The 25,418-nt window shown below is 46.4% G+C and carries 23 protein-coding genes; 19 read left to right on the top strand and 4 right to left on the bottom strand.

The window, feature by feature from the left end; genetic code table 11:
• Positions 1–41: 41 nt before the first annotated feature.
• The 4 genes from AC58UW_RS12020 (at position 42) to AC58UW_RS12005 (ending at position 5,429) form a co-directional block, all read left to right on the top strand.
• A complete protein-coding gene (locus tag AC58UW_RS12020; RefSeq protein ID WP_497420899.1) occupies positions 42–1,256 on the top strand; it encodes a M20 family metallopeptidase in 1,215 nt (404 codons plus the stop codon).
• Positions 1,249–2,661, top strand: a complete 1,413-nt coding sequence (locus tag AC58UW_RS12015; RefSeq protein ID WP_497420898.1) for a YfcC family protein — start codon at positions 1,249–1,251, stop codon at positions 2,659–2,661. The genes AC58UW_RS12020 and AC58UW_RS12015 overlap by 8 nt, the downstream gene beginning before the upstream one ends.
• 401 nt (positions 2,662–3,062) lie before the next feature.
• Complete coding sequence (locus AC58UW_RS12010; protein ID WP_497420897.1) at positions 3,063–3,275, top strand: type II toxin-antitoxin system HicB family antitoxin; 213 nt, start codon at positions 3,063–3,065, stop codon at positions 3,273–3,275.
• A 75-nt stretch (positions 3,276–3,350) separates the two neighbouring features.
• A complete protein-coding gene (locus AC58UW_RS12005; protein ID WP_497420896.1) occupies positions 3,351–5,429 on the top strand; it encodes a thioredoxin domain-containing protein in 2,079 nt (692 codons plus the stop codon).
• A gap of 106 nt (positions 5,430–5,535) precedes the next feature.
• Here the strand turns inward: AC58UW_RS12005 and AC58UW_RS12000 are convergent, their stop codons facing one another.
• On the bottom strand, positions 5,536–5,694 hold the full coding sequence (locus AC58UW_RS12000; RefSeq protein ID WP_157324647.1) for a DUF1540 domain-containing protein: 159 nt from the start codon (positions 5,692–5,694) through the stop codon (positions 5,536–5,538).
• Positions 5,695–5,856: 162 nt separating this feature from the next.
• Between AC58UW_RS12000 and AC58UW_RS11995 the strand changes: the two genes are divergently transcribed.
• Positions 5,857–6,072, top strand: coding sequence for a double zinc ribbon domain-containing protein (locus tag AC58UW_RS11995; protein ID WP_497420895.1), 216 nt, complete (start codon positions 5,857–5,859; stop codon positions 6,070–6,072).
• Between the two features lie 326 nt (positions 6,073–6,398).
• Here the strand turns inward: AC58UW_RS11995 and AC58UW_RS11990 are convergent, their stop codons facing one another.
• A complete protein-coding gene (locus AC58UW_RS11990) occupies positions 6,399–8,321 on the bottom strand; it encodes a glycosyl hydrolase family 18 protein (protein ID WP_497420894.1) in 1,923 nt (640 codons plus the stop codon).
• A 181-nt stretch (positions 8,322–8,502) separates the two neighbouring features.
• Here AC58UW_RS11990 and AC58UW_RS11985 point away from each other — a divergent pair, with 181 nt between their 5' ends.
• The 9 genes from AC58UW_RS11985 (at position 8,503) to AC58UW_RS11945 (ending at position 18,547) form a co-directional block, all read left to right on the top strand.
• The gene (locus AC58UW_RS11985) at positions 8,503–9,036 is read left to right on the top strand and encodes a DUF309 domain-containing protein (RefSeq protein ID WP_497420893.1); all 534 of its coding nucleotides are present in this window, start codon (positions 8,503–8,505) and stop codon (positions 9,034–9,036) included.
• Complete coding sequence (locus tag AC58UW_RS11980) at positions 9,033–9,761, top strand: response regulator transcription factor (protein WP_497420892.1); 729 nt, start codon at positions 9,033–9,035, stop codon at positions 9,759–9,761. Before AC58UW_RS11985 ends, AC58UW_RS11980 begins: the two co-directional genes overlap by 4 nt.
• Entirely contained in the window at positions 9,754–11,208 is a 1,455-nt protein-coding gene (locus tag AC58UW_RS11975) for a sensor histidine kinase (RefSeq protein WP_497420891.1), read from the top strand. The genes AC58UW_RS11980 and AC58UW_RS11975 overlap by 8 nt, the downstream gene beginning before the upstream one ends.
• 100 nt (positions 11,209–11,308) lie before the next feature.
• Positions 11,309–11,911 carry a hypothetical protein gene (locus AC58UW_RS11970; protein WP_497420890.1) on the top strand — a complete coding sequence of 201 codons (603 nt, stop codon included), beginning with the start codon at positions 11,309–11,311 and terminating at the stop codon, positions 11,909–11,911.
• 15 nt (positions 11,912–11,926) lie between these two features.
• Positions 11,927–13,654 carry an efflux RND transporter periplasmic adaptor subunit gene (locus AC58UW_RS11965; protein ID WP_497420889.1) on the top strand — a complete coding sequence of 576 codons (1,728 nt, stop codon included), beginning with the start codon at positions 11,927–11,929 and terminating at the stop codon, positions 13,652–13,654.
• A gap of 27 nt (positions 13,655–13,681) precedes the next feature.
• Positions 13,682–14,401: an ABC transporter ATP-binding protein gene (locus AC58UW_RS11960; RefSeq protein ID WP_497420888.1), complete on the top strand. Its 720-nt coding sequence runs from the start codon at positions 13,682–13,684 to the stop codon at positions 14,399–14,401.
• On the top strand, positions 14,398–15,576 hold the full coding sequence (locus AC58UW_RS11955; RefSeq protein WP_497420887.1) for an ABC transporter permease: 1,179 nt from the start codon (positions 14,398–14,400) through the stop codon (positions 15,574–15,576). The genes AC58UW_RS11960 and AC58UW_RS11955 overlap by 4 nt, the downstream gene beginning before the upstream one ends.
• A gap of 22 nt (positions 15,577–15,598) precedes the next feature.
• Positions 15,599–17,764, top strand: a complete 2,166-nt coding sequence (locus AC58UW_RS11950) for a hypothetical protein (protein ID WP_497420886.1) — start codon at positions 15,599–15,601, stop codon at positions 17,762–17,764.
• Between the two features lie 204 nt (positions 17,765–17,968).
• Positions 17,969–18,547: a nitroreductase family protein gene (locus AC58UW_RS11945; protein WP_497420885.1), complete on the top strand. Its 579-nt coding sequence runs from the start codon at positions 17,969–17,971 to the stop codon at positions 18,545–18,547.
• 348 nt (positions 18,548–18,895) lie between these two features.
• Here the strand turns inward: AC58UW_RS11945 and AC58UW_RS11940 are convergent, their stop codons facing one another.
• Together AC58UW_RS11940 and AC58UW_RS11935 are read right to left on the bottom strand one after the other, a co-directional pair.
• A complete protein-coding gene (locus tag AC58UW_RS11940) occupies positions 18,896–19,465 on the bottom strand; it encodes a beta-class carbonic anhydrase (protein ID WP_497420884.1) in 570 nt (189 codons plus the stop codon).
• A gap of 52 nt (positions 19,466–19,517) precedes the next feature.
• Positions 19,518–19,841 (bottom strand): iron-sulfur cluster biosynthesis family protein, encoded by a 324-nt coding sequence (locus tag AC58UW_RS11935; RefSeq protein ID WP_497420883.1) that lies wholly within the window; start codon positions 19,839–19,841, stop codon positions 19,518–19,520.
• A gap of 144 nt (positions 19,842–19,985) precedes the next feature.
• On the opposite strand from AC58UW_RS11935, the gene AC58UW_RS11930 reads away from it, so the two are divergent.
• The 5 genes from AC58UW_RS11930 (at position 19,986) to AC58UW_RS11910 (ending at position 25,348) form a co-directional block, all read left to right on the top strand.
• Positions 19,986–21,506 (top strand): carboxypeptidase M32, encoded by a 1,521-nt coding sequence (locus tag AC58UW_RS11930; RefSeq protein ID WP_497420882.1) that lies wholly within the window; start codon positions 19,986–19,988, stop codon positions 21,504–21,506.
• 147 nt (positions 21,507–21,653) lie between these two features.
• The gene (locus AC58UW_RS11925; RefSeq protein WP_497420881.1) at positions 21,654–22,667 is read left to right on the top strand and encodes an ABC transporter substrate-binding protein; all 1,014 of its coding nucleotides are present in this window, start codon (positions 21,654–21,656) and stop codon (positions 22,665–22,667) included.
• A 43-nt stretch (positions 22,668–22,710) separates the two neighbouring features.
• The gene (locus AC58UW_RS11920) at positions 22,711–23,481 is read left to right on the top strand and encodes an ABC transporter ATP-binding protein (RefSeq protein WP_497420880.1); all 771 of its coding nucleotides are present in this window, start codon (positions 22,711–22,713) and stop codon (positions 23,479–23,481) included.
• Entirely contained in the window at positions 23,478–24,320 is an 843-nt protein-coding gene (locus AC58UW_RS11915; protein ID WP_497420879.1) for an ABC transporter permease, read from the top strand. Before AC58UW_RS11920 ends, AC58UW_RS11915 begins: the two co-directional genes overlap by 4 nt.
• Before the next feature lie 68 nt (positions 24,321–24,388).
• Positions 24,389–25,348 (top strand): aromatic acid exporter family protein, encoded by a 960-nt coding sequence (locus AC58UW_RS11910; protein ID WP_497420878.1) that lies wholly within the window; start codon positions 24,389–24,391, stop codon positions 25,346–25,348.
• The last annotated feature ends 70 nt before the right edge of the window (positions 25,349–25,418 follow it).

Raw genomic sequence — 25,418 nt, 5'->3', positions numbered from 1 at the left:
CAAATAGGTAAATCATCATAGAATTTGACAGGGGGATTAAAATGATTCAAGAGAATTCAGAAGTAATCAAGAGCAAACAAAAGATTGAACAAGCTGTAGATTCGCTTGACGAGCAGCTGCGCCGCATATCGATGCAAATTCATACGAACCCGGAACTCAGCTTCCAAGAGCATAAAGCGAAGATGTGGTTAGTTGAACCTTTACTTGAAGCAGGATTTGAAGTAGAGCAAGGGATTGCAGGTCTTGAAACTTCGTTCCGCGCTACTTGGGAGGGCCAAACGGGAGGACCAACGATTGCCCTTCTAGCCGAGTATGATGCGCTTCCTGCGATTGGCCATGCTTGCGGTCATAACTTGATTGGGACTGCATCCGTAGGTGCCGCGCTGGCGTTGAAGGAAGCGTATCCTGATCTGCCGGGTAAAATCGTTGTCTTAGGAACACCTGCTGAAGAAGAAGGCGGCGGTAAAATCATCATGTGCAACGAAGGGATCTTTGGTGGCATCGATGCCGTTATGATGTGCCATCCGCAGAATAAAACGATGGTTCTGCGCGGAGCACTTGCTTGTGTAGATGCAACGTTTACCTTCCATGGCAAGCAAGCACATGCTTCTTCTTCACCTGAGAAAGGTATCAGTGCGCTGGATGCGCTAATTCATGCATTCGTGGCTATCAACTCGATCCGTCAGTTTGTGAAAGAGGACGTGAGAATTCACGGCATCATTACCAAAGGCGGAGATGCGCCGAATGTCGTACCGGAGTTGTGTGAAGCCGTATTTATTTTGAGAGCGTCGACGGCCCAAGAACTGGAAATTGTAAGAGAAAAAGTCTATCGTGCTGTTCGCTGTTCGGCAGAAGGCGTTGGGGCCACCGTTGATATTAAGGAAGGGTTAATTTATGCGGAGCGGATCAACAATAAGGCTTTGGCACAACTGTTTCAAAACAATCTGGAGCAAATGGGCATAGAGGTATCCGAACCGCCACTTAAGGGGGGCGTAGGCTCCTCCGATATCGGGAATGTGAGCCAGTTGACGGCAACGATCCACCCGTACATTCGACTTGGAGACGCCACGACGCATACGCCGGAGTTCGCTCAGTTGGCAGGCTCGGAAGAAGGCATGATTGAGCTGAATCGAGCGGCCAAGGCGTTGGCCCTAACCGCGTATGATTTATGTATCGACAAGACGGCGATGCAGCGCGTTCGCAGTGAGTTTATGCAATGGAAGCACAATAGAGAGGGGATAACGGGCATTGAATAGTATAGCAAAAAATAGTCCTCGCAAATGGTTTAAAATGCCTCATACCTTTGTCATCTTATTTATCCTAGTGTTCGTTGCAGCAGCACTAACGTATACAATTCCTTCTGGGAAATTTGAACGTGTAAAAGATCAGGCGACTGGAAAATCCTTACTCGTAACAGGGTCGTATCATCAGGTTGATTCGAGTCCCGTTAGTCTGATTGAGATACCAAAAGCAATCGTCCACGGACTGGTGTCTTCAGCAGATGTCGTTTTCTTTATTTTCATCATCGGCGGGGCGTTTCAAATCATTTCGTCGACAGGCACGATTGAGGCGGTTACCTCCAGAGTGGCAAAAACGTTTGCCAATAAAGGCAGATGGGTGATTCCGATTTTCATTACCCTCTTCTCCGTTGGCGGCTTTACGATGGGGATGTCCACCGAAGTCATGGTCTTCGTACCCATCGGGATTGCGATTGCCCGTGCACTTGGTTTCGATGCTTTGACAGGCACGGCGATGATATCCTTGGGGGCATCTTGTGGTTTTACGGCGGGGATACTCAACCCATTCAATGTCGGATTGGCTCAAGCTATCGCCCAAGTTCCGATGTTCTCAGGGGCTTGGCTGCGGGTTATTTTATTAATTTGCCTGATTACCGTGACAAGTCTTTATTTGATTCGATATGCAGGCAAGGTACGAAAAGATCCGACCAAAGGACTTGTTTATGATTTGGAGCAGTCTGTATCGGGAGAGAAAGTAGACTTATCCAAGCTGCCTACCATTCAGCTGAAGCACTACCTTACCATTGCTGCTGTAATCATAGGTTTCGGTCTAGTAATTTGGGGTGTATCGAAAAAAGGCTGGTGGATGGAGGAGCTCGGAGCGTTATTCTTGACCATGGGGATTGTATCCGGCTTCTGCGCAGGCTATGGTCCAAGTCGTATCGCTAGCGAATTCGTCAAAGGCGCAAGCAGCATTACCTACGGCGCGTTCATCATCGGTATTGCAAGAGGCATTATGGTCGTGCTTGAACAAGGAAATGTCATCGATAGCATCGTGAATGGATTGTCTATTCTAGTAGGTGACTTGCCAAGTTCGATTCAAGTTCTAGGGATGTACGCTTTTCAAAATATTATGAACGTCTTCATCACCTCGGGAACAGGAATGGCTGTTACAACCATGCCGATCATGACACCTTTGTCCGATTTGCTTGGCGTTACAAGACAAACATCCGTACTAGCTTTCCAGTTGGGTGACGGCATCACGAACATGATCCTTCCTACCTCTTCCGCTTTGATGGGCAGCTTGGCTGTATCGGGGATTGCTTACCAGAAATGGGTGAAATTCTTCTGGCCGTTGATGTGCATGTGGCTGATTATTGGAGCTGTTTTTATCATCGTGGCGAATGTGATTAAGTATACGTGAGTTAAAAGATATGGTACTTTTCTTTTGGGAAAAGTTTCATATCTTTTTTTGATCTAGAAGATTTTTAAATGTTTCGTGCGGGAACTACAGGCCGCTATTCCCCTGAAAAAGGACATATTCCACAGGATGGGGGAACTATAGTCCGTTATTATGCCGTTTTACACGAAAAAAGTCGTATGTAGTCAGAATAAGTGCCTGGAGTTCCGCTCAGAGAGGAAATAGCTTGATTTCCTCGAAATAGAGGACCCCAGTTCCCTCTGAGTAAAGCTTTCACCTGATTCCGTTTATTCGTACGAGATTTCTATTGAAGAGGTATGCTAAACTAATTATGGATTAATACCAAAATAAACCAAGTATCCTAGGAGGAAAGATTTATATCTAATAAGGATGTTGAGTATTATATGAATGTAAATTATACATACAGATTCCGGTTTATTTCTAACGATCCCAGCTACCCGGAAGGTTATTATTATGGTGGATTCGAGGAGCTGCAAGGTTGCAAGACGGACGGAAAGAACATCGAGGAGTTTTTCGCTGATTTAGAAGCAGTCAAACGAATGTGGATTGAGGTAAAGCTAGAATATGGCGAGCCGATTCCGGAGCCTGGAAATTGATAATATGGATGTTTTTAATAGATGCAATATAGAGTAAGCCTTATTATTTTGGAATAGAGAGAGAGGTGTTACTCCGTGACAACGAATAACTTATCCAATAGACTAGCCAAGGAAAAGTCACCATATTTGCTTCAACATCAGTACAACCCGGTCGACTGGTTTCCATGGTCTGAAGAAGCCTTTGAGAAAGCGAAGCAAGAAAATAAGCCAATATTCCTGTCTATAGGTTACTCGACTTGTCATTGGTGCCACGTGATGGCACATGAATCCTTCGAAGACCAAATCGTAGCCGATATGCTGAATAAAGATTTTATCTCAATTAAAGTAGACCGTGAGGAACGCCCAGACATCGATAACATCTATATGGCGGTATGCCAAGCAATGACGGGACAAGGCGGCTGGCCGCTCACCGTGTTCTTAACGCCGGAGAAGAAGCCATTCTTCGCGGGAACGTATTTTCCACGCAGCCGAAAATACAATCGTGCCGGGATGGTGGAAGTGGTCGCGCAACTTGGGAAGAAGTGGCGGGAAGACGCCGATCGCGTTCGCGAAGTCGGGGAACAGATCATCCAAGAGACAACAAATCGGCTGCTGGAGTATCAATCTGGCGGCGAATTAACGGAAGAGACGCTTCACGAAGCGTTCCGTTTATACGAGAGCACATTCGACCCTGAGTTCGGGGGATTCGGAAGTGCACCGAAATTTCCAACCTCGCACAATTTGTCGTTCCTACTCAGGTACTATAAGAAAACGGGGAACGAAAAAGCTCTTGAAATGGTCGAAAAAACGCTAGATGCCATGCATCGCGGGGGCATGTATGATCATATCGGATATGGTTTTTCACGATATTCCGTTGACAACAAATGGTTGGTGCCTCATTTCGAGAAAATGCTGTATGATAACGCGTTGCTCAGCATGTCCTATACGGAAGCTTATCAAGTTACTGGCAAAGCCAAGTATGCTGAAGTGGCGGAGCAGATCATCACCTACATACTGAGGGACATGACCGATGTTGGAGGCGCTTTCTATTCCGCAGAGGATGCAGATTCCGAAGGCGATGAGGGCAAGTTCTACGTATGGACACCAGACGAGGTAGAACTTGTGCTTGGTATAGACGAGGGGGACCTCTTCTCCGAGTTGTTCGATATTACGGAGTCAGGTAATTTCGAAGGGCTTAATATTCCCAACCTGATTCAGACGACTCTCGCTTCATTTGCCAAGCGGAAGCAGATCCCTCTGGATCAGTTGAAGCAGCGGATGGAGGAAGCCCGCGCCAAGCTCTTCGAGCACCGCGAGAAGCGCATCCACCCGGGCAAAGACGACAAGATTCTGACCGCGTGGAACGGTCTGATGATAGCTGCGCTGTCCAAGGCGGCCCGCGCCTTGGACAGACCTGCTTACGCGGAGGCTGCCGCGAAAGCTGCGGACTTCCTGCTTCGCGAGCTGCGCCGCGAAGATGGGCGTTTGCTCGCCCGCTACCGCGACGGCGAGGCCGCTTTTCCAGGCTACGTGGACGACTACGCGTTCCTCGTTTGGGGACTGATCGAGCTGTACGAGACCACGTTCAAGCTGCGCTATCTCCGTGAAGCCGTCCAGCTGAACGCAGAGATGCTTCGTCTCTTCGGCGACGAAGAGAAGGGCGGGCTCTTCTTCTACGGCAGCGATGCCGAGCAGCTACTCACCCGCCCCAAAGAGATCTACGACGGCGCGATGCCGTCGGGCAACGCCGCAGCCGCGCTCAACATGCAGCGGCTGGCAAGGCTGACCTACGACGCGAAGCTGTCGCAGGCCGCAGATGAGCAGCTCCTGGCATTCGCCGGCGCTATCGCGTCTTACCCGCCGGGCCATGCGCTCATGCTGGCCGCTCTCGATTTCGCTTACAGCGAAGCTAGCGAAATTGTCATCGCCGGCGACCCGGGGAAGCCGGAGACGCAGCACATGCTGCGTGCCGTGCAGCGGCAGTTCCTGCCGAATGCGCTGCTGATTCTTCACCCTCCAGGTGAAGCGGGAGAAGAAGTGCGCAAGCTTATTCCGCTTGTGCAGGACAAAATGCCTCTAGGAGGCCGCTCGACGGCCTATGTGTGTCACAACTTTGCCTGCCAAGCGCCGACACAGGATCTCGAAGACCTCGAAAATCTTTCTAATATTCGATGATAATAATTATCATTATTGGTTACAATAATATATAGAAAGAAAAAAGAGGCCCGAAGGGGCCTCCACTTACATCACTGAACTGTTGTTGAATGTGTAGCTCTATCAATTAAACCTTAGGTTCAAACGTTTTGCAGTCGGTTTCTTCGGAATTGCGAGCCTGATTGCTGCCGTGGTGGCTCACGACATAAATCGAGGACGCGTTGCATTTATTGCCATTTGCCCAGTTTTTGCAAGAATTCACTTCGCAAAGTACATCTTTTGCCATTGTCTATTCACCTCCTTTACCTCATAGGGTGGGGTAAAAAGGCGAGTTTTTATACATGGCTGGGCATGTAAATGGAAAAAAGTATGAAGATTAGGATTCACCTTTCGCCAGATGGCCTTCATATACTTGGAGTAGAGACCCTACTTTCAAGAAGGTGAAGTTATGGCTGAGAAGGAATTTCTGCAGTGTGTCAGGTGCAAGTATGTTGCTGAGAAAGAGGAAAGATATTGTATTAAATGCGGAGCTCCGCTCAAAAATCGCTGTACACGGGAGAAAACCTTGCTCCACAAGGGCTGTTCTAAGGTGAATAAGCCGGACGCCAAGTTTTGTGCGGACTGTGGAACGGCAACGATTTTTAACGAATGGAATCTGCTATGAACCTCCAGAGCGAAACTCAAAGGAACTATGATCCGCTATTTTCCTGAAAAGGAGCATTTTCCAAGTTTAGTGGAACTACGGTCCGCTATTTTGACGATTCCTCAGGAAAAACATGCCTCGGAGGCCAAATAAGGTCCTGTAGTTCCGCTAATAGTGGAAAAACTCGGTTTTCCTCCGAATAGCGGACTCCAGTTCCCTCAAAGGTAGGCCTCGCGGGATTTTAACTAGAACAGTCTTGTGTGAAAATTGTGGTGGAAGTATGCAACTAGAGTAAACAAAAAGCACTGTCAGGAATATACCTGACGGTGCTTTTAGCTTTACATGTTTCACTTGTTTTGCAAAATCATCGTCCACAAGTCCGAAGGATCGTAGCCAAGCCGCCAAGCCGCGACGCCAGCGATGTCATACTTTTTCGCCACATCCAAACGGGCCTTAACGGTAGCGGTATCTTCTAACCAAAACACATAAGTAAAGCCGCCTTCTTGGTATTCCACGCGATATTGGCCGTAAGTCGTATCCCACGTTTGTTTGACAGTTTTGGAAGCTAATAAAGCCGGAATATCCTTCATTAGCACAGTCCGATTACTCTGCAAGGCGCCGGCTGCGTCTAGTTTCCATTCGCGCACATAGTAAGGGATGCCAAGGATGATTTTGTCCCGCGGGATGCCATAGGATAGAAATTCTTGAATTCCACCGTCTGCCCAGGGAAGACCGGCGACGGATCCAGCGGAGGTGCTTCCGCGATAGAACTGGTCATAGGCCATGATGACCATGTAATCCACAATACCGCCGAGCTTCTCATGATCGAAAGCGGAAAGATGATTCCATTTGACGCTGCCGCGCGGGAGATCGATGGAAATAACCAAGCCGCGTGAGTGCGCGTAAGTTGTTAATCTGGAAATGAATGCTGTGAATGCATTGCGATCTGAGCCTGCAAGGCTTTCGAAATCGACATTGATACCAGGAACATCAAGCTGTACGGAGCGATCGACCAAAGCTTTGATGAATTTATCCTGGGCTGCGCTATCGGCAAGGAATTGCGTTGTTAAGCTGGCATTGAATTGATTGCTGACAAGAGGATACACGGTATAACCGCTGTTTTGCAGCCATTTTACAGTTTCGGCATTAGAGCTGTCTTTGAGATTACCAGCAGCGTCTGCTAGCTCGAAATAGCTTGGTGAATCAACATCCAGGCCAACCGTGTTCGAGACTTGAGCTTTAATTACATCGCCACCAGATTGGCCGTTCCATCCCCACACCTGTAATTTCTTGAAATTATCCCAAAGTATGCGGTGTTCAAGTGTTTGAATGGAGCTGTTGTTGTACTGTACGCTATAGTTAAGCGCATCGGGAAGGTTCGTGTATTCCCCGATAAGCGAGGTATTCTGGAACACTTGGTAAGCGGCGTAATTGTTCCAAATTTTGCGGCCATCCATGAATACGGCGGCGTGTCCCCATAGTTTTGCATAGTCAATAGCTGCATCTAATGAAGTGAAGTCCTGCAGGAAGGTATCATTTTGGAACACTTTATAGGATCTAAGATTGCTGTATACGGTTTTTTTTGAGTTTTTATTGATGACGGTCGAATTTCCCCATTTCACGGCTTCTTTGACCGCATCCTCCAAGGAAGCAAATTCCCAGTTGTCAGCTGAAAAAGTTCCCTGATAAACCTTGTATAGGGGATCTCCTGCGCGCAGCGATATTTTATCATCATTAGAAATGTTGTCCCAGACCCAACCCCGGCTGTTTAAATCAATGATATGGCTACTACCCCATTTCTTCGCTTCGGAGATGGCTTCATTCAGCGTTTGAAATCTCCACGAATCTAAGGTGATTTCATTTTGGTAGACTTGATAACGAGGGTAGTTGTCCCACACCCAGCCCGCGGATGCTAGATCACGAACACTGGCATTGGACCATTTCTTCGCTTCAGCAATAGCAGCATCCAGCGTAGAGAATTGCCATTCTGGAAGTGTAGCGTCTAATTGATAAACCTGATAGCGGGGGAAATTGTTCCACAGCCACTTGCGTGTGCCAATTTCCTCCACATAACTATTGGAAAATCCTCTGGCAAAAGTTTCGGCTTGTTTATAATTAGCAAATTCCATAAGCACTTGATTATACTGATAAACGCGGTATTTCGTTGTTTTGTCGGTAGTTCCGCTTGGAGCTCCTGCTGCGTGTACAGCTTGCGGTATCGTCATTGACAACAAAAGGGTACTCGTCAGCAGCCATTTTCCAACCTTCATAGATCACGCCTCTTTCTCTTAATCTACTTAATAAGACGTACCGAATGATAGATTGGTTGCGATGGAAAAAGGTAGAAATACACGGGGAAAGCAAGGCGATGTTGGACGATGGAACAACTTTCGAGTAACATGAGGTATACATAGTCATTATCGTGATCAGAACAAGGTGGAGGAACGATTTATGAAGCACTATCCGGAAGCTTATATCGAATATTTACTGCATTTTCATGCAGAGCGAGATTATTTTGAATGCCATGAGGTTATGGAAGAATTTTGGAAAGAGCATCCCGGGGACGAGCGTGGCAAAACGTATGTCGCATTGATTCAAATTGCGGTGGGAATGTATCATATTAGGCGTGGGAACCGTATGGGTGCCGTAAAAATGCTGCAAAGCGCAGAACGTAATGCGCAGGCTGAGCATTTCACTTCTTTGGGGCTTGATCCAGAGAAGCTAGGCCAGTTAATTGGGCATACTTGGGCTCAAATCGAGCAGGATGGTTATTTGTATCAAGATATCAATTTACCGATCGCAGATTTGGAGCTAATGGCATTATGCCAGTCCGAATGCGAGCGAAGAGGATTGATTTGGCATGCCCCAAGCCGAATGGCTGATATCGAACTCATTCAAAAGCACACGCGAAGAGATCGAACAGACGTTATTGAAGAAAGAGTCAGACAACAGCAAATTCGTAAGGAAAAGGGTGGCGCCAAGTGAACTCGGAAGGAAAAGTGCTTGTCGTAGATGATGAGCCAAATATTGCGGAAGTGGTCAGACTGTATTTGGAGCACTCCAATTATGAACCGATTCTGCTGCCGCGAGGGCAGGAGGTTCTTCATACAATTATAGAAGAGAAACCAAACTTAGTACTACTGGACATTATGCTTCCAGATATTTCTGGTTACGAGCTATGCGAGATGATTCGGAAAATGGAAGCCCCGTTTCATCAGACGCCGATCATTTTTCTAACGGCTAAGGGCGAGTCCATTGACAAGCTGCGAGGATTTAATTTAGGTGTTGACGATTATTTAGTCAAGCCATTCGATCCTAATGAGCTAATAGCCCGCATTAAGGCTGTTCTTCGACGTACGGTACAAGTGCCAACAGATCTGTCAGCTTCGCAAAATTCGTCTCGTAAAATATTGGAAATCGGAAATATTGTGATTGATTTGGACCAGTATCGGGTAACCGTGGGAGGGAAACGCATTGACCTCACGCCGAAGGAGATTGAACTGCTGCACTTCCTGACCAGCCACCCGAGCCGTGTTTTCACGCGTGAGGATCTGCTCGGCTATGTGTGGAATTTTGATTTTACCGGCGGTACGCGCACGGTTGACGCTCATGTGAAAAATTTGCGTAAAAAGCTAGGAACGCATGATACGTGGAACATTCAAACGCTGTGGGGTATTGGTTACTCGTTTGAGGTGGTCCAGCATGTTTAAGCTTTGGCTAAAGGGCAAATATAACAGCCTTTATCTGAAAATCTTCTTGTCGTTTCTGGCGACCTGCGTGCTTTTTTTTGCGGGATTGTTTCTGTTCTGGAACTATTATTTTACGGATCTGTTTTACAAAGATAAGGTTGAACTGCTGGAGAAACGGGTTGTCGAGGTGACCCGGTTAATGAATTCCGTTCAAGATGGTACCATTTCCACGAGGGAATTGAAGTATACCGTACGCATTTTAGCGAGAAGCATTAATGGGCAGGTATGGCTTGTTGATGACAAAGGGAATATTCTGAATGGTTCCTCAGACAGTGAGGGTCGAACGATACCTAAGCAGATGGATACGCAGTTTATCGACGGCTTGCATGGCCATAGCGGATATGGGATGGTCACTTTAACGGCGCCGGACGGTAGAATTATTAATTTGTTTACGTATCACGCCCCGTATCAATTAAACGAGCAGCCCATGGTCTTCATTTTACATTTCCCAGCTGGGGACATTAGTGAAGCTATTTCGGCTGTACGTGTTAACATTCTGGTTCCGCTTTTGTTTTCTCTCCTGGCTGTAGGTTTCATTCTCTATATTATTTCACGAAAACTCGCCGGCCCGCTTCAGCAAATGAACCGTGCGGCGCTTGAGCTGGCGCATGGCGACTTTACAACCCGTGTTCCGGTCACTTCACAGGATGAAGTCGGACAGCTTGCCACCAGTTTCAACTTCATGGTGGAGCAGTTGGAAGAATGGGAGGGTACTCGGCAGGAGTTTCTGACGAATGTGTCACATGAGCTGCGATCACCGCTTACAACACTGCGCGGTTTTATCGTAGCTATGAACGATAAGATCATCCCTGAAGAGAAATACTCGCATTACCTGCACATCTGTGATCAAGAGGTTCAGCGGCTGCAGCGTCTCGTTACGGATCTATTAGATCTTGCGCAGATCCAAAACGGTGTCGATGTGTTTCGGCTGAGACCTGTCGTCATGATAGAAGCACTAGAAGAATCTTTGGAATTATTGAAGGCGCCGATCGCACTCAATGAAATAACGCTGCATCTTATTTTACCTAGTCCGGACAAAGAGCCTGCTCAAGTTCCTTTAGATCCTGATCGATTTGCTCAAATCGTACATAATTTAATTTATAACTCCTTGAAGTTCACGCCTAAGGGTGGGACGTTGACCGTGGCGCTAGAAGAGGCGGAGCATGAAGTCCATCTATATATCCGCGATACGGGAACAGGGATGACGGATGCTGAGCTAGCGCGTATTTGGGATCGATTCTATAAGGCGGATGAAGCAAGGACGTCAAGCTCTGATGTGCCAACGGGAACGGGGCTTGGACTTACGATTGTGAAACATTTAGTCACAGGTATGCATGGTACGATCCAAGCACGAAGCCGAATAGGGGAAGGAACCGAATTTTGTGTTACATTCCCGAGGATTTCTTAGAGTTTCACAAATTTTTTACAACTAAAACAAACTTATTTCATGTTTGAAACGTATCCTGATCCTATTGGACAGGATTTTTTGTCTTGGAGGTGTATGTTCGATGAAGTACACTTGGAAAGCAGCAATAGGTGTGACGCTTTTTTCCTTCCTATTGGGTGGTTGTCAGACATATTTGCCAAATCTTTCCTCAACGCAGGCATTGGTCGCTCCGTCCCCAGAAACCGAGCAAGCTCTCCCCGAGGAAAACCCCACAGAAGACGTCCAAAATGTAAAGGAGATGCAGTTGGTCATGTTCTCTCAAGAACTGCTTCGTATGGACCGGCATGCCAATTTGTCGATTACTGCTAAGCAAGCAGAGACTATACTTCCATTAGTCCGTAAAAGCATAGATGAAGGAAGCATGAACGAATCCGAACGCAAGTTGGTCCTTGGCGGCTTGACGTTAGATCAAATTGCTTTTCTTGAGGAACAGTCCAAGCAAGAGAAGGCGCGATTAGCTGAGCGTATGGGCAATCAGGGGGATGAGCTCTCTTCAGAGGAGCGAGAGAAGCGGGTTAAAGATTTTATGCAAAAAAGAAAGACCGATCGACAGACAGAGTCAGGCTTCATTGACCGTGAGCATGGAGAAAACCAGTTTGATCCGAAAATCATGGGGATCAGCGTAGAGCAGCAGTTAATGGAATTACTCATGTCCAAACTCTAAGGAGGAAGTTACTTCATGAAATGGTATCGCAGTAAGTGGTTTATAGTATCAATCGCGGTAATCATCTGCGCAGGTGGCACTTATGCTTATTTATCCAAAGGTAAGAAAAGCAAAGCAGCGGATGTGAAAGAAGTTACTTATGAGGTCAAAAAAGGCAATATCCGTTCTTCCGTATCTGGAACAGCGCAGTTCGAACCTAAAGATACACAAACGATCTCCATTCCGGTTGAATCGAACATTAAAACCATTAATCTGAAACGGAACCAAGCGGTGAAAGCTGGGGATGTTCTTCTGGAATTGACGAGTACGAGCCTGGAAAGTGATTTGCAGGATGCGCAGCTGACATACGAGCAAACACAGAAGGACTTGAATTCTTTGATGGAGCAGCAAGGATTAATGTCCGTTAAGGCGCCGGTTTCCGGGAAACTCACATATGCAGCGAACCTAGAATTAGGAGCTACAATCAACAAATCAACTAAAATTGCAACCATCTCTGATGTAAATAATTTGACTGTGACGCTGCCATTCTTTGTGGAAGACGCTGCACAGCTGCACAAAGGCGATCCTGTTGATATTACGATTGATGGCTACATGATTACGAAAACGGGAACGATTCAAAGCATTTCTAAAGATCCGAAATCGGATGGGAAGGGCGGTAAAGTAGTCGATATTGATATCGCCGTCCTCAATGACAATTCCATGGATGCAGGTACCAATGTACTGGGCAGCGTGACAATCGGTGGCCGTGCTGTTGATTCGCAAGCGAAGGCTGCGCTTCAATATGTGAAAGTCACAACTGTTCTGGCAGGGACAACGGGTACGGTGTCCACAATGCCTTTAAAAACAGGCAATATGGTTCGTCAAGGAGATACAATCGCAACGTTTGCGAACGATACGATTGGCGATGATATTCTCACGAAACAGTCTGCACTTGATCGTGCAAAGCTGAAAGTGGATTCGGCTCAAGACAAAGTTAACGGACTGAAAATATTAGCGCCATTTGATGGTGTGTTCTCAACGGACTTTGTTAACAAACGCAATGACATTCTTAGTCTTTTACAAGTTGGAACCAAGGTTAACAGCGGAATGCAGCTAGGTGCGGTAGCCAGCATTGCCAAAATGCAGCTTCCGGTGCAGGTGGATGAGTTAGATTTGCCTAACATTAAGCTTGGAATGAAGGCTGAAATTAAAGTGGATTCTTACCCTGGCCGCATTTTCCCTGCTGAAGTTACGCAGATTTCTACGGTTGGTACGACTACGAACGGTGTGACGGCCTATGATGTTGTGTTGGCTGCGGACAACAAAGATAATGTTTTGAAATACGGCATGACCGCTACAGGTGAAATTTTAATTCAAGACAAGAAAGATGCGATTTACATACCGCCTGAGGCGCTGCAATTGCAAAAAGGCAAGCGTATTGTCACATTGAAAAAAGCAGATGGAACGGTAGAAGCTGATCATGAAGTGAAAATCGGTATTCGCTCGAAAACGCAAATTGAAATCACCGAAGGTCTGAACGAAGGGGATAAAGTTGTTCTTCCTAATGCTGTGAAAAGACAACAGAACCTTAGCCAGGATGAGATTAATCGTTTAAGACAGCAGTTCCAACAAAACGGCGGCGCAGGCGGAGCTGGCGGATTTGGCGGCGGAGGAGCAGGTGGATTCCAAGGCGGCGGTGGTGGCGCAGGTGGTGCTGTTCGGACTAACGGCGGTGGTGGTGGCGGCGGTGGCGGTAACAGATAATACTGCCGGGAAAGGAGTTATTGCGGTATGAATATCATTGAGCTAAAAGATATTGTCAAAACCTATAAACGCGGTTTAGAAGATCTGCCTATCCTGCGCAGCATATCGCTTTCTGTAGCAGAAGGCGACTTCGTAGCTATCATCGGGCCAAGCGGATCCGGTAAATCGACGCTTATGAATACGATTGGGCTCCTGGATGTTCCGACGTCAGGCAGTTATATCCTAGACGGCGTCGTAACCGAACGTATGAGTGATAATGAACTTGCAGCGCTTCGAAATCAAAAAATCGGATTTATTTTTCAACAGTTTAACCTTCTGCCCCGTTTGTCAGCGATGGAAAATGTGGAGCTTCCGATGATTTATGCCGGTATTCCAAGGAAAGAACGACGGGAGCGGGCGCACGAAATGCTCAAAATGCTCGGAATGGGCGAGCGGGGCCATCACAAGCCTAGCGAGCTATCCGGTGGTCAACAGCAACGTGTTGCGATTGCCCGGGCTCTTGCGATTTCACCATCGCTCATCTTGGCAGATGAGCCGACAGGAGCGTTGGATTCCCGAACAGGGGAAGAAGTTCTGGAGTTAATTCTGCAATTGAATGCGCAAGGAAATACGATCGTTCTGATTACACATGATCATCATATTGCCGATAATGCCAAGCGCGTCGTTGCCCTCCGTGACGGCGTCATCATTGATGATTACCGGAATAACGCTGACAAAAGCGATGTAAAGCAAGAGGTGAGCGTATGAAGGTAAATGAACTGCTCAGAATGTCGCTGCAGACCATTGTGTCCAGTCCGCTGCGAACTTTTCTGACGATGCTGGGGGTTATTATCGGAGTTAGCTCTGTCGTCACGCTAGTGTCGATTGGGCAAGGAACTTCGGAACAAATCGCCAAGCAGTATGAAAATATGGGGACGAATCTTCTCGTTGTAACGGCGACAGGTAACGGTCGCGCCACGCAGCTGGATTACAATGAGCTGATGAATTTCGAGAATTTTGAGGAATTCAAATCTATTGCTCCTACTATGACCAAAAATGGCTCCAATATTAAATATGACCGTACGCAAGAGAAGTACAATGTGATAGGTACCAATGATCGATACTTGGATATCATTAAAGCGAAAGTCGATAAGGGTCGCAATCTATCGCCGACGGATCTGGAGTTTCGTTCCAATGTAGCGATTCTGGGGAGTGAAGTGGCGAAGACCTACTTTGGCACGTTAGACCCAGTGGGAGAGGAAATCAACATTGATGGCGCTGTTTTTAGTGTCATCGGCACCCTCCAAGCGAAAGGCTCTAACATCGGAGGCGCCTCGGTAGACAGTTCTGTCATTGTACCTTTGGAATCGGCGAGACGTGTATTCAAACTGGGGCAAATTCGTACGACCTACGTAGAGGCACCTACCAAGGAAGATATCTACACAGCTCAAGAAACGATGAAGCAATATTTGACTTACAAATTCAAAAGTGACACAGGCTTCGTGCTGACGAATCAGGATGAGCTGCTTAAGGCACGGACAGAAGCAACGAACACACTTACGAATCAATTAGTAGCTGTTGCCCTTATTTCTTTGCTCGTAGGCGGTATCGGAATTATGAACATCATGTTGGTGACGGTCAGTGAGCGAACGCGAGAAATTGGGATTCGTAAATCCATTGGTGCCAAAAGGCGCAATATTTTGCTCCAATTTCTTGTCGAAGCTGTCGTCATCAGCGGACTTGGCGGACTTATCGGGCTTGGGCTAGGCGTCGGATTATCCTACGCGCTGCCGTATTTCAGCCCGAAACAAACGACTAGCCTGTCCTTCGATATTAGCTTGTACGCCTTTTTATTTTCTGTATTGGTCGGGGTTATCTTCGGTTTGTATCCGGCCAACAAAGCTTCCAAATTGCGTCCGATTGACGCCTTACGATCTGATTGATGAACTTAGAGGAGGACTACCTGTGAAGCAACATCTGAAAATGAAACGCTTGCTCAGTCGCTCAGCACTAATGCTAACGGCTGCAAGCTTCCTGACACTACCTCTGGCCACATCGGCTTTCGCTGGGAAAGAAGGCGTGTTCCTGAACGATTCTGTCTACTTTACATTAGACAAGGTTTCCTTGTCATCAGGTGCGGATGACGGATCGCTTCGTTTCTCCCTTGGGCTGAATAATAACAGTACTACGCCTGTGGATTTTAACAATTATGGTGTCAAAGTCATTGATACCAATGGGGTTTCCTATACCGCTAAACTAAGTGAAAAAGTAAACGCTCGTGTGCAAGCAGGGCAAACCGGTACTTTCAAATTTAGTTCCGAAATTCCGGCGAATCTGACACCTGGTCAGCTGAAAGTGGATATTTTCGAATGGAATTACAATACGATGCATGATGTTGGGGCTTTATCCGTACAAGCTGCCATGGATGAAGCGGGACAATCCGTGCTTCAGCAAGCCGTCATCAACCTTCAGGAGGTAGACTCTACCTTCGCGGATGATGCGTTAGTGACAGCGCAGCTTGGCAACAGCTACAAAGTTTACAAAGACGGTGCATGGTTGGTTTATACAGACTTAACGTTGGAAAATTTAAGCAACACGACAATTAAGCTGCCCGATGCGCTTGAGCTTAACTTGCAAGATGCCAAAGGATTGACTTACGGTGCTCAGTTTATCTCTGGGTCAGGTCAAACATTGCTTCCGCAGCAGCCTGTTAAAACGACGATACAAACGGCAGTTCCGGCATCCCTAGAGGCAAATGGGTTATCGCTGCTTTTCTCGCCGAAAGGCAAAGTGAAAACGACGGTACTCGGGTCATTAAATGTAGCGAAATCATTCGTGGTTGGTAAAATCGGCGACGACACGCAATACCCGGACGCAGATTTAGAGGGTCTTCAGATCACGACGACTTGGGCCGCGGCAAGCAAGCAATCGGATGGACTGCATCTGCAAGCTAATGTCACACTGACGAATAAAAGTGATGGCATTGTAACGATTCCAAACTTGTCTGCAGCGTTTCAAGCGCTTCGCAGCAGCGTGGCAGTTACGTCTACGGATAATGCCGTTCGCACGTCCTACTTATCGCCAAATGAATCAACTACATTCCGCTTCTCCGGTATTTTGCCTGCTGGTCTGAACACAGATGCCTTGCAGTTGGTCGTTTCGGAGAAACAAGGTGCGGCGAATAGTAACACGCAAACGAACACAGGAAATGGTACAGATACTGGTTCGGGTTCCGGTTCTTCTGAAACAGGGAACACAGGTAATGCTGGCAATACTGGTAATAGTAAAACGGCATCGCTCCCTGTTTCAATCACGACACTGGCGGGAGCTGGGCAAGGCGGAGAGGTTTCTTCCTATACCTCTGCAGAAGATTACACGATCGGTACGCCGTTTAAGCTTACGTCGAATAATCTCATTGACTCGAATATTGATGTATCGCTTGTAGAGCTTGGAATGAGCGAGAATGCGGACTTCGGCTTCAAAACCGTCGTTGCCAAATATAAACTGACGAATAAAGGTACGACATCGCTGAATCTGCCGGATTTCCAAACCGATCTGACCAACGATGAAGGCTACACCTATTCGGGTGCTCGTCAGTCTACAGTTGCGAAGTCCATTGCACCAAACACCAGCTATGTGTTGAACTACTCCTACATGGTGCCTAGTACTGAAACAGCAGATAAGTTGGCACTTAACCTATACGATGCGAATCGCTTGGCAATTGGTTCTTACAAAACAGCTGTTCAGCCAATTCCAGAAACAGGGGATATCTCCTTGTATCCGTTTAGTATTGCTATTAACGACTACTCGGTAAGCGCCACGTATAGTAAAGATTCGTCTTATGCGTATCGTTTGCGTTTGGATTTGGGTGTGAAACGTCAAGAGCAGGTTATTACGGACACTAACTTCTCATCCCTTGTGTTTGAAGTTGTCGATTCCGAAGATCGTGTGCTTAGCACGAAGGCAATGAGCTTCACAGGTCAGGACAAAATTATGTCCGGGGTTCAGTTTATTGATTTCGGTTCCATTAAATCCGAGCAACTAAACGATGATGTTAAAATTAACATTTACGAGGTTGTTTCTACACCGAATGGTGACGCGAAACGTTTGGTAAAAACGTTGGTTATGTAAGTACCGATATATAAAGATGCCTTTCCCAACGGGAAGGGCATTTTTTCATTCCATGAAACGAAATATGAAAAGATTGACAGTTTTACATCCATTTGCGACAATGAGAATGATTATCATGATCGTTTGCTCAGAGTACATAGTCGAATAGAGCTTATTATTGACATGCTGAACTATTAATCTAACTACATTGGAGGCACAAGCACGATGAATACGATGCAGAATCAGAAAGTAGGCGCAATTAGTGAACTGATCAAAGACAGACGTTCTGTCCGCGAATTTAAAAACGACCCCATCGACACTGTTCTCATAACCGAACTACTTAATGTGGCGGTATGGGCACCGACACACGGTCTAAGGGAGCCTTGGCGATTCATTCTCTTCAAAGGCGAGGCGCGTAAGCCGCTTGCTGAAGCAATGATTCGCACCTACACGGCGGAGGAGAAAGAAAGGCTCGCTGCGCAGAAGCTGGATTACTTCATGCAAATTCCGGCCCATCTCGTTGTCGTCATGAATGAAGATCCGAGGCAGAAGCAGTGGGAAGAAGATTTCGCCTGCGTCTGCTGCTTAATTCAGAACTTCCAACTAGCTGCGTGGGAAGTGGGGGTTGGCGTTGTTTGGAAAACGAATCCGTTTATTCATAGTCCGAACTTCCGTGAGGCGGTAGGCGTTAAGCCAGGGGAGAAAATTGTAGGCTTGCTGCATATTGGTTACCCGGAGCAAGTGCCAGCTGTGCGGCCGCGGACGGATGCAAGAGAGAAACTGATTATTAAAGAATCGGTATAGCTGAATAAGACGTTGTCCTAATTGTGACAAAATGAGGGCAAAAATACGATAACAACGCTGCAATTGCCTTACTATAATTAACGGGAAATCCTCCTGTTATATCAATGGAATTATGGATAATAGGGTAGTTAACGGGAAAAAATCGAGTTAATTTTACCCGATAACCCTGATTCCTAGCTCAATCCTCGTCATTAACAGGAGAAATTCCATTTATTCATGCAATAGCTGCGTTACTCCAGTAAATAGCGGTAGTATTTACCTTTATCTGAAGCTGTGGTTCCACAAGTTCAAAAAAAAGACTCTCCCCTCTGTCATTTGATGACTTTTTGGGAGAGCCTTTTTTATGTGTTATTCAACTGGTTGGTAGCCGTCTTTGATTAAATCTAGTCTTCCAGTTTGCGGGTCAATAATGAGACCGTGAACAGGCAAATTTTTGGGAAGCAGGGGATGATTGCGAATAATATTTACGCTTTTCTCGATCCCTTCGCGGACATGGTCAAAGCCTGTTAACCAACCTGACAAATCAATGCCGGAATGGCCGAGCGTTGCAATGACATCGTCGGAAATACCGCGTTTTTTGGCATTTGCGATAACACTGTCTGAATTCAGCCCCGTCATCCCGCAGTCATAATGGCCAATAACGAATACTTCATCTGCGTCGAGCTCATAGACAGCTACAATGATACTGCGCATAATACTGCCGAATGGGTGGGAAACAATGGCGCCGGCATTTTTGATGATTTTGGCATCACCGTTGTGCAAATTCATCGCCTTAGGCAATAGTTCGACTAAACGCGTATCCATACATGTTAGAACGACCATTTTTTTGTCCGGAAACTTCGTAGTCAAAAATTCTTTGTACTCCTCTTTTGCGACAAACTCTTCGTTGTAATTCAAAATTTCACTAATCAAAGACATGGTTTCTCCTCCAGGTAAGTTAATGTGCTGCTTATCTATGGTTCATGCAGCTTTATCTTTTGTCGACTAAGCTCATACCCGCATTGTAAATCTGATTATTACTCTTCAGTATATAGGATTTACTTCCTTCGGAAAAGTCGATTTTCATATTATTTTCATAAAAAATTTCATCGTTGCTGCTATAGATCAGCTTGAGGGCATTCGTTTCGGCTGTTAAATCATTTTGACTTTCTTCCGAAACTAGCCAGAGCGTAGGCACGCCGTTAACGGAACAGCCGCACCCTTCCGTATCAAAAGCAAGCTTCAACAGGGCTTCACCTTGGCCAATGTATGGGGTTAATCGTTGGATCGCTGAATCGGTAAACATAATATTCATGGAAGTCATCTCCTCACAATGTTGTTTTACAATAGCATTAAGAATAATAGCTTGTCATTATTTTACCACAAGTTCAATAAATTTGATTCTGTGGAGGGGACGAAGTATGATGAAAATAGAAACTTATGGGAGGAGATTTGAAGCATGAGTGTGCAAACAGCCACAAACAAGCTGGAATCGTTCAAGGCCTATGTTCGTAAAATGAAGCAGTACGAGGAGGCCATCGCCTTAATATATTGGGATATGCGAACTGGCGCCCCGAAAAAAGGGATTGGAACACGCTCTGAAGTTGTCGGAGAGCTCTCCACCGAAGTATTCCGTATGTCCACATCCGCTGAAATGGGCGAATATCTTGTGTTTTTCACGCAGCCTGCTGAGCTTGAACAGCTTGATGTCATTTCGAGAAAAATGGTCGAAGAGTGTAAAAAAGAATATGACCGCTCCAAAAAAATACCGGCCGAGAAGTATCAAGCCTATGTCGTGCTGACGTCTCAAGCCGAATCCGCGTGGGAAGATGCCAAACATAATTCCGATTGGACTTCCTTTCAGCCGTATTTGGAGAAAATTGTGGCGACAACCCAAGAATTCATTGAATTATGGGGTTATGAAGGCCATAAATATAACACGCTTCTCGATATGTACGAACCTGGCATGACGGTTGAGAAGTTAGATGAGGTATTCGGAGCTTTGCGCGAAAAAGCAGTACCGTTGCTGCAGCGCATCCAAGCGTCGCCAAATCAACCAGATCGCTCTTTCCTAGATCAACAATTTGAGATAAGTAAGCAGAAACAATTTTCCCTATCGATTTTGAAGCAAATGCAGTACGACTTCGAAGCGGGCAGGTTGGACGAGACGGTGCACCCGTTTGCGACGGCGCTGAACCCGGGAGATGTGCGGATTACGACGCGCTATTTGCCAAATGACATCACTTCCGCTTTATTCGGAACGATCCATGAAGGCGGACATGCGCTGTATGAACAAAACATTTCCGACGATTTGGTGGGCACTAACCTGTGCACCGGAACATCCATGGGCATTCATGAGTCACAGTCCCGTTTCTGGGAAAATGTGATCGGCCGCAGCAAAGCTTTCTGGGACAGATACTATGGTGAGCTGCAAGCGACGTTCTCTCCACAGATCGACCAAGTGGATGTCGATACGTTTTATAAGGCAATTAACCACATTGAACCTTCGCTTATCCGTATTGAAGCCGATGAACTGACGTACAACTTACATATCATGATTCGTTACGAGCTGGAAAAAGGGCTGTTTAACGGAACAATCGCTGTGGCGGATCTGCCTGCGGCTTGGAATGCCAAATATGAAGAATATTTGGGAGTAACGCCAGCGAATGATGGCGAGGGTGTGCTGCAAGACGTGCATTGGTCAGGCGGGGCGTTCGGTTACTTTCCTTCCTACGCGCTCGGCAACATGTACGCAGCACAATTTACACAAACGCTGCGTCAAGAGCTGCCTGCTTTCGATAGTTTGATAGCCGAAGGCAATTTGGCGCCGATTAAGGAATGGCTAACAGAGAAAGTGTATAAGCATGGAAAACTACTGACGCCTAATGAAATTATTCGCGAGGTAACAGGAGAAGAGTTGAATCCTGAGTACTTAGTTCAGTATTTGGAAGAAAAGTATAAGTCGGTATACGGCATATAAAAGCATAGGAGCAGCATCCTTCGGCAGTGGCAACTGTCTTGGGGTGCTGTTTTTTTTGCGCTGCAAACGGTTTAGTGCAAAGTTGCCATTAACCGTCTTCTGGGCTCCTGCATAGGATAGAGTACTACTTAATCGGAGGGACGTCTTATGAAGATTCGGAAAAAATGGGGAGTTGCTTTATCCGTGGTCTTGCTGCTCAGCAGCATCGTTTCAGCTTGCGGAACGAAAAGCACGGAAACGACCAAGGTTCGCATTGGCGAGGTAACGCGATCTTTATTTTATGCACCACAATATGTGGCGCTGTCACAGGGCTTTTTCAAGGATGAAGGCCTTGATGTAGAGCTCACAACAACGCCTGGCGGTGACAAAACCATGACGGCTCTGCTTTCGGGTGCCATCGATGTGGCGCTGGTTGGTTCGGAAACGTCCATTTATGTGTCGCAGCAAGGTTCAGATGATCCCGTTATTAATTTTGCTCAATTAACGCAAACAGACGGGACTTTCCTGGTGGCTCGCAAGAAAGTAGATCCATTCGATTGGAATTCACTCAAAGGCTCCGTATTCCTAGGCCAAAGAAAAGGCGGCATGCCGCAAATGGCTGGTGAGTTCACGCTCAAGAAGCACAATATTGACCCGCAGAAGGATCTTCAACTGATTCAAAACATCGATTTTGCCAACATCGCGTCGGCGTACTCATCAGGAACCGGAGAATACGTGCAGTTGTTTGAACCGCAAGCATCAATCGTCGAAAAAGAAGGGAAAGGATTTGTGCTGGCGTCCTTTGGCGTCGAGAGCGGTCACCTGCCATACACCGTATTTATGACCAAACAAAGCTTCATGAAGCAAAACCCGGCAACGGTTCAAAAATTCACCAATGCGATCCAACGCGCACAGCTATGGGTTGCGGCGAAAAGCGTAGATGAAATCACGAATGCGGTTCTGCCTTATTTTAAAGATATCGATGTAGAGATTGTAAAAAGCGTCGTTAAACGTTATAAAGACCAAGGTTCATTTGCAACAGACGGGATCGTCGATGAGCAGGAATGGAACAACTTGCTGGATGTCATGACTTCCGCAGGTGAGTTGAAGGAAAAAGTGGCTTGGAAAACGCTTGTGAACAATACGTATGCAGAGAAAGCCAAATCAACCGTAAAACCATAAGAAGCACCAGGAAGGCAATGAACGACGAGAGGGGAGTACGAACATGGATTCAGCTGTGACGGTTAAAAATGTAACTCAAGTCTACGTGACCGAAGAGAGGGCGACACTTGCTGTGCAGGGGATCGACTTTTCTATAGCGCGCGGCGAATTTGTAAGTCTCATCGGTCCAAGCGGCTGCGGGAAGACGACTCTCTTGTCGATCATTGCCGGCCTTATTCGGCCGACGGTAGGCACCGTGACTGTCGCTGGAAACCCAGTGAACGGTCCATCGACAAGAGTCGGTTATATGCTGCAGCAGGATTATCTGTTCCCATGGCTGACGATTGAAGCGAATGCCTGCATGGGATTAGAGATTGCAGGTGAATTGACCAAAGAGAAGCAACAAGGTGTGCTTCACATGCTGGAGGAGATGGGGCTGTACAGCTTCAAGGATTACTATCCTTCACAGCTTTCCGGGGGCATGCGCCAGCGGGTCGCTTTGGTCCGCACACTGGCTACCGAACCGGAGTTGCTGCTGCTTGATGAACCATTTTCGGCGCTGGATTATCAAACGAAGCTTCAGTTGGAGGATTTGGTAGTGGAAACGCTGCAAGCCAAGAAGAAAACAGCGATCCTTGTAACGCATGATATTTCCGAGGCTATCGCGATGAGCGATCGCATTATTGTCCTAGATCCTAACCCAGGGCGGATAAGGCAAGAATTCCGCATTCCGGAGGAAATTCGAACATCCGTGCCTTTTGAAGCAAGGGAATTGCCAGGGTTCCATGCACTCTTTCGATTGATTTGGCAGGAATTTGGAGGGCATGACGCATGATAGAGAATCAACGCCAATCGGCTAAACATATAGCAATAGAAGATTCTCTTACCAAACGGGTTCATGAGCAGTTTGCTCAAGCCAAGAAGAAGGAAACGAAACAGGTAAGACTCGTTCAACTCATCATATTGCTCGTGTTTTTTGCTCTGTGGGAAGTGGCGGCTCGATTAAAATGGATTGATGTGCTTCTTTTCAGCTATCCAACGAAAGTATTCAAGCTGCTCTGGGATAAACTGCTGGACGGCAGCCTGCTTCCTCATGTAGGCGTAACGGTTGTGGAGACAATTATAGGCTTCGTGTTGGGTACATTATTTGGCACAGCATTGGCTGTAATCATCTGGTGGTCTCCGTTTCTTTCCAGAGTGCTCGACCCTTATATCGTCGTTTTAAACAGTATGCCGAAGGTTGCACTGGGGCCGCTATTTATCGTAGGTTTGGGGCCGGGACTGCTTTCAATCATCGCCACCACACTTTCGATAACTGTTATTATTACGACACTTGTCGTTTATGGCAGCTTCAAAGAGGTTGATCAGAATTACGTGAAAGTAGTGTCCTTATTCGGGGGGACGAAGAGAAAAGTATTCCAAAAAGTAATTCTACCCGCATCATTTCCAGCCATTGTCTCGACGCTGAAAGTCAATGTAGGTTTAGCGTGGATTGGTGTCATTGTAGGGGAGTTTCTAGTCTCCCAAATGGGTCTGGGGTATTTAATCATATACGGTTTTCAAGTGTTTAATTTTACATTGGTTATCTCGACGTTGTTCGTTATTGCAATTGTTGCGACGTTCATGTACCAGATCGTATCCAATTTAGAAAAAAGATTGACAAAACATCGGTAATACTTGCCACTTTGTCATCTAAATGAAATAATGAGCCCATAGTAAAACCAGTTAAGAGGTGACACGCTATGGGCTTTCGTGTGCTCAAAACAGCCATTGCGGTCGGTATAGCGATGTATCTTGCTCATCTACTTGGGATCAAAACGCCTGCCGCTGCAGGGCTACTAGCTATTCTCGGAATAGAAGTAACCAAGAAAAAAGGAATACAAAGCGCGTTTCACCGCATAGCTTCATCTATGCTCGCACTTCTGATGGGGACTTTGTTATTTAGGTTCCTGGGCTTTCATATTTGGGTTATCGTTCTTTTCATTCTGTTGGTGTTCCCCGTGCTGCATCGCTTGCGAATTTCGGAAGGAACTGTGACTGGAGCTGTTGTTTTGCTGCATCTTTATGCTTATGAGGATGATAGTTGGACAGCCGTATGGAACGAAATGGTGTTGCTTCTTATCGGCTTAGGAGTTGCGACACTAATCAATATTGCTTACATGCCCAAGACGGATAAAGCGATGGTAGCACATAGAAAAAGAGTAGAGGACTTATTTTCGGTTATTTTTATCAACATGGCCAAGCATCTGCGTGATAATTCCATCTTGTGGGATGGGAAGGAGCTTTTGGAGGTCAGTGAACAAATTGATCTAGGTGCTGCGCTGGCCAAACGCTCCTTAGATAATACGCTTATTTTCGGAGGAGAACCCTACTGGCGGGTTTATTTCTATATGAGGGGTGAGCAGCTGGAGTCGGTTAACAGGATGCTCGTTCTAGTCGCCCAGGTGTATCAAGCTTTACCGCAGGGGGAACTACTCGCAAAGATTCTTGAAGATATTAGCCAATCTGTGAAGGAAGACTATTATACAGGCGAAGCGGAGAAAGAATTGCAAGAGCTGGATGCCCAATATAAAAAGATGAGTCTGCCGGAAAGCCGTGAGGAATTCGAGGTCCGATCCGCGATTTTACAGCTAAACAGAGAGCTAAAGATCTATTTATCGATTGCCAAAAAGCAAAAAAAAAACCGCGCGGGGGCGGGTTGACTCTAACAGATATCCATATTTTCAAACAGTAAAAATAATATAAAATAATTGTCACTCTAGACTAATGTCC

It is taken from the genome of Paenibacillus sp. J22R160 (assembly GCF_059692135.1).
The sequence above is the reverse complement of the archived record's forward strand: the minus strand, read 5'-3'. Positions and strand labels throughout refer to the sequence as shown.

Coding starts and splice junctions, on each gene's coding strand:
- AC58UW_RS12020 (WP_497420899.1), top strand. CDS start 42: ATGATTCAAGAGAATTCAGAAGTAATCAAGAGCAAACAAAAGATTGAA.
- AC58UW_RS12010 (WP_497420897.1), top strand. CDS start 3,063: ATGAATGTAAATTATACATACAGATTCCGGTTTATTTCTAACGATCCC.
- AC58UW_RS12000 (WP_157324647.1), bottom strand. CDS start 5,694: ATGGCAAAAGATGTACTTTGCGAAGTGAATTCTTGCAAAAACTGGGCA.
- AC58UW_RS11995 (WP_497420895.1), top strand. CDS start 5,857: ATGGCTGAGAAGGAATTTCTGCAGTGTGTCAGGTGCAAGTATGTTGCT.
- AC58UW_RS11990 (WP_497420894.1), bottom strand. CDS start 8,321: ATGAAGGTTGGAAAATGGCTGCTGACGAGTACCCTTTTGTTGTCAATG.
- AC58UW_RS11985 (WP_497420893.1), top strand. CDS start 8,503: ATGAAGCACTATCCGGAAGCTTATATCGAATATTTACTGCATTTTCAT.
- AC58UW_RS11975 (WP_497420891.1), top strand. CDS start 9,754: ATGTTTAAGCTTTGGCTAAAGGGCAAATATAACAGCCTTTATCTGAAA.
- AC58UW_RS11970 (WP_497420890.1), top strand. CDS start 11,309: ATGAAGTACACTTGGAAAGCAGCAATAGGTGTGACGCTTTTTTCCTTC.
- AC58UW_RS11965 (WP_497420889.1), top strand. CDS start 11,927: ATGAAATGGTATCGCAGTAAGTGGTTTATAGTATCAATCGCGGTAATC.
- AC58UW_RS11960 (WP_497420888.1), top strand. CDS start 13,682: ATGAATATCATTGAGCTAAAAGATATTGTCAAAACCTATAAACGCGGT.
- AC58UW_RS11955 (WP_497420887.1), top strand. CDS start 14,398: ATGAAGGTAAATGAACTGCTCAGAATGTCGCTGCAGACCATTGTGTCC.
- AC58UW_RS11945 (WP_497420885.1), top strand. CDS start 17,969: ATGAATACGATGCAGAATCAGAAAGTAGGCGCAATTAGTGAACTGATC.
- AC58UW_RS11940 (WP_497420884.1), bottom strand. CDS start 19,465: ATGTCTTTGATTAGTGAAATTTTGAATTACAACGAAGAGTTTGTCGCA.
- AC58UW_RS11935 (WP_497420883.1), bottom strand. CDS start 19,841: ATGAATATTATGTTTACCGATTCAGCGATCCAACGATTAACCCCATAC.
- AC58UW_RS11930 (WP_497420882.1), top strand. CDS start 19,986: ATGAGTGTGCAAACAGCCACAAACAAGCTGGAATCGTTCAAGGCCTAT.
- AC58UW_RS11925 (WP_497420881.1), top strand. CDS start 21,654: ATGAAGATTCGGAAAAAATGGGGAGTTGCTTTATCCGTGGTCTTGCTG.
- AC58UW_RS11920 (WP_497420880.1), top strand. CDS start 22,711: ATGGATTCAGCTGTGACGGTTAAAAATGTAACTCAAGTCTACGTGACC.
- AC58UW_RS11915 (WP_497420879.1), top strand. CDS start 23,478: ATGATAGAGAATCAACGCCAATCGGCTAAACATATAGCAATAGAAGAT.
- AC58UW_RS11910 (WP_497420878.1), top strand. CDS start 24,389: ATGGGCTTTCGTGTGCTCAAAACAGCCATTGCGGTCGGTATAGCGATG.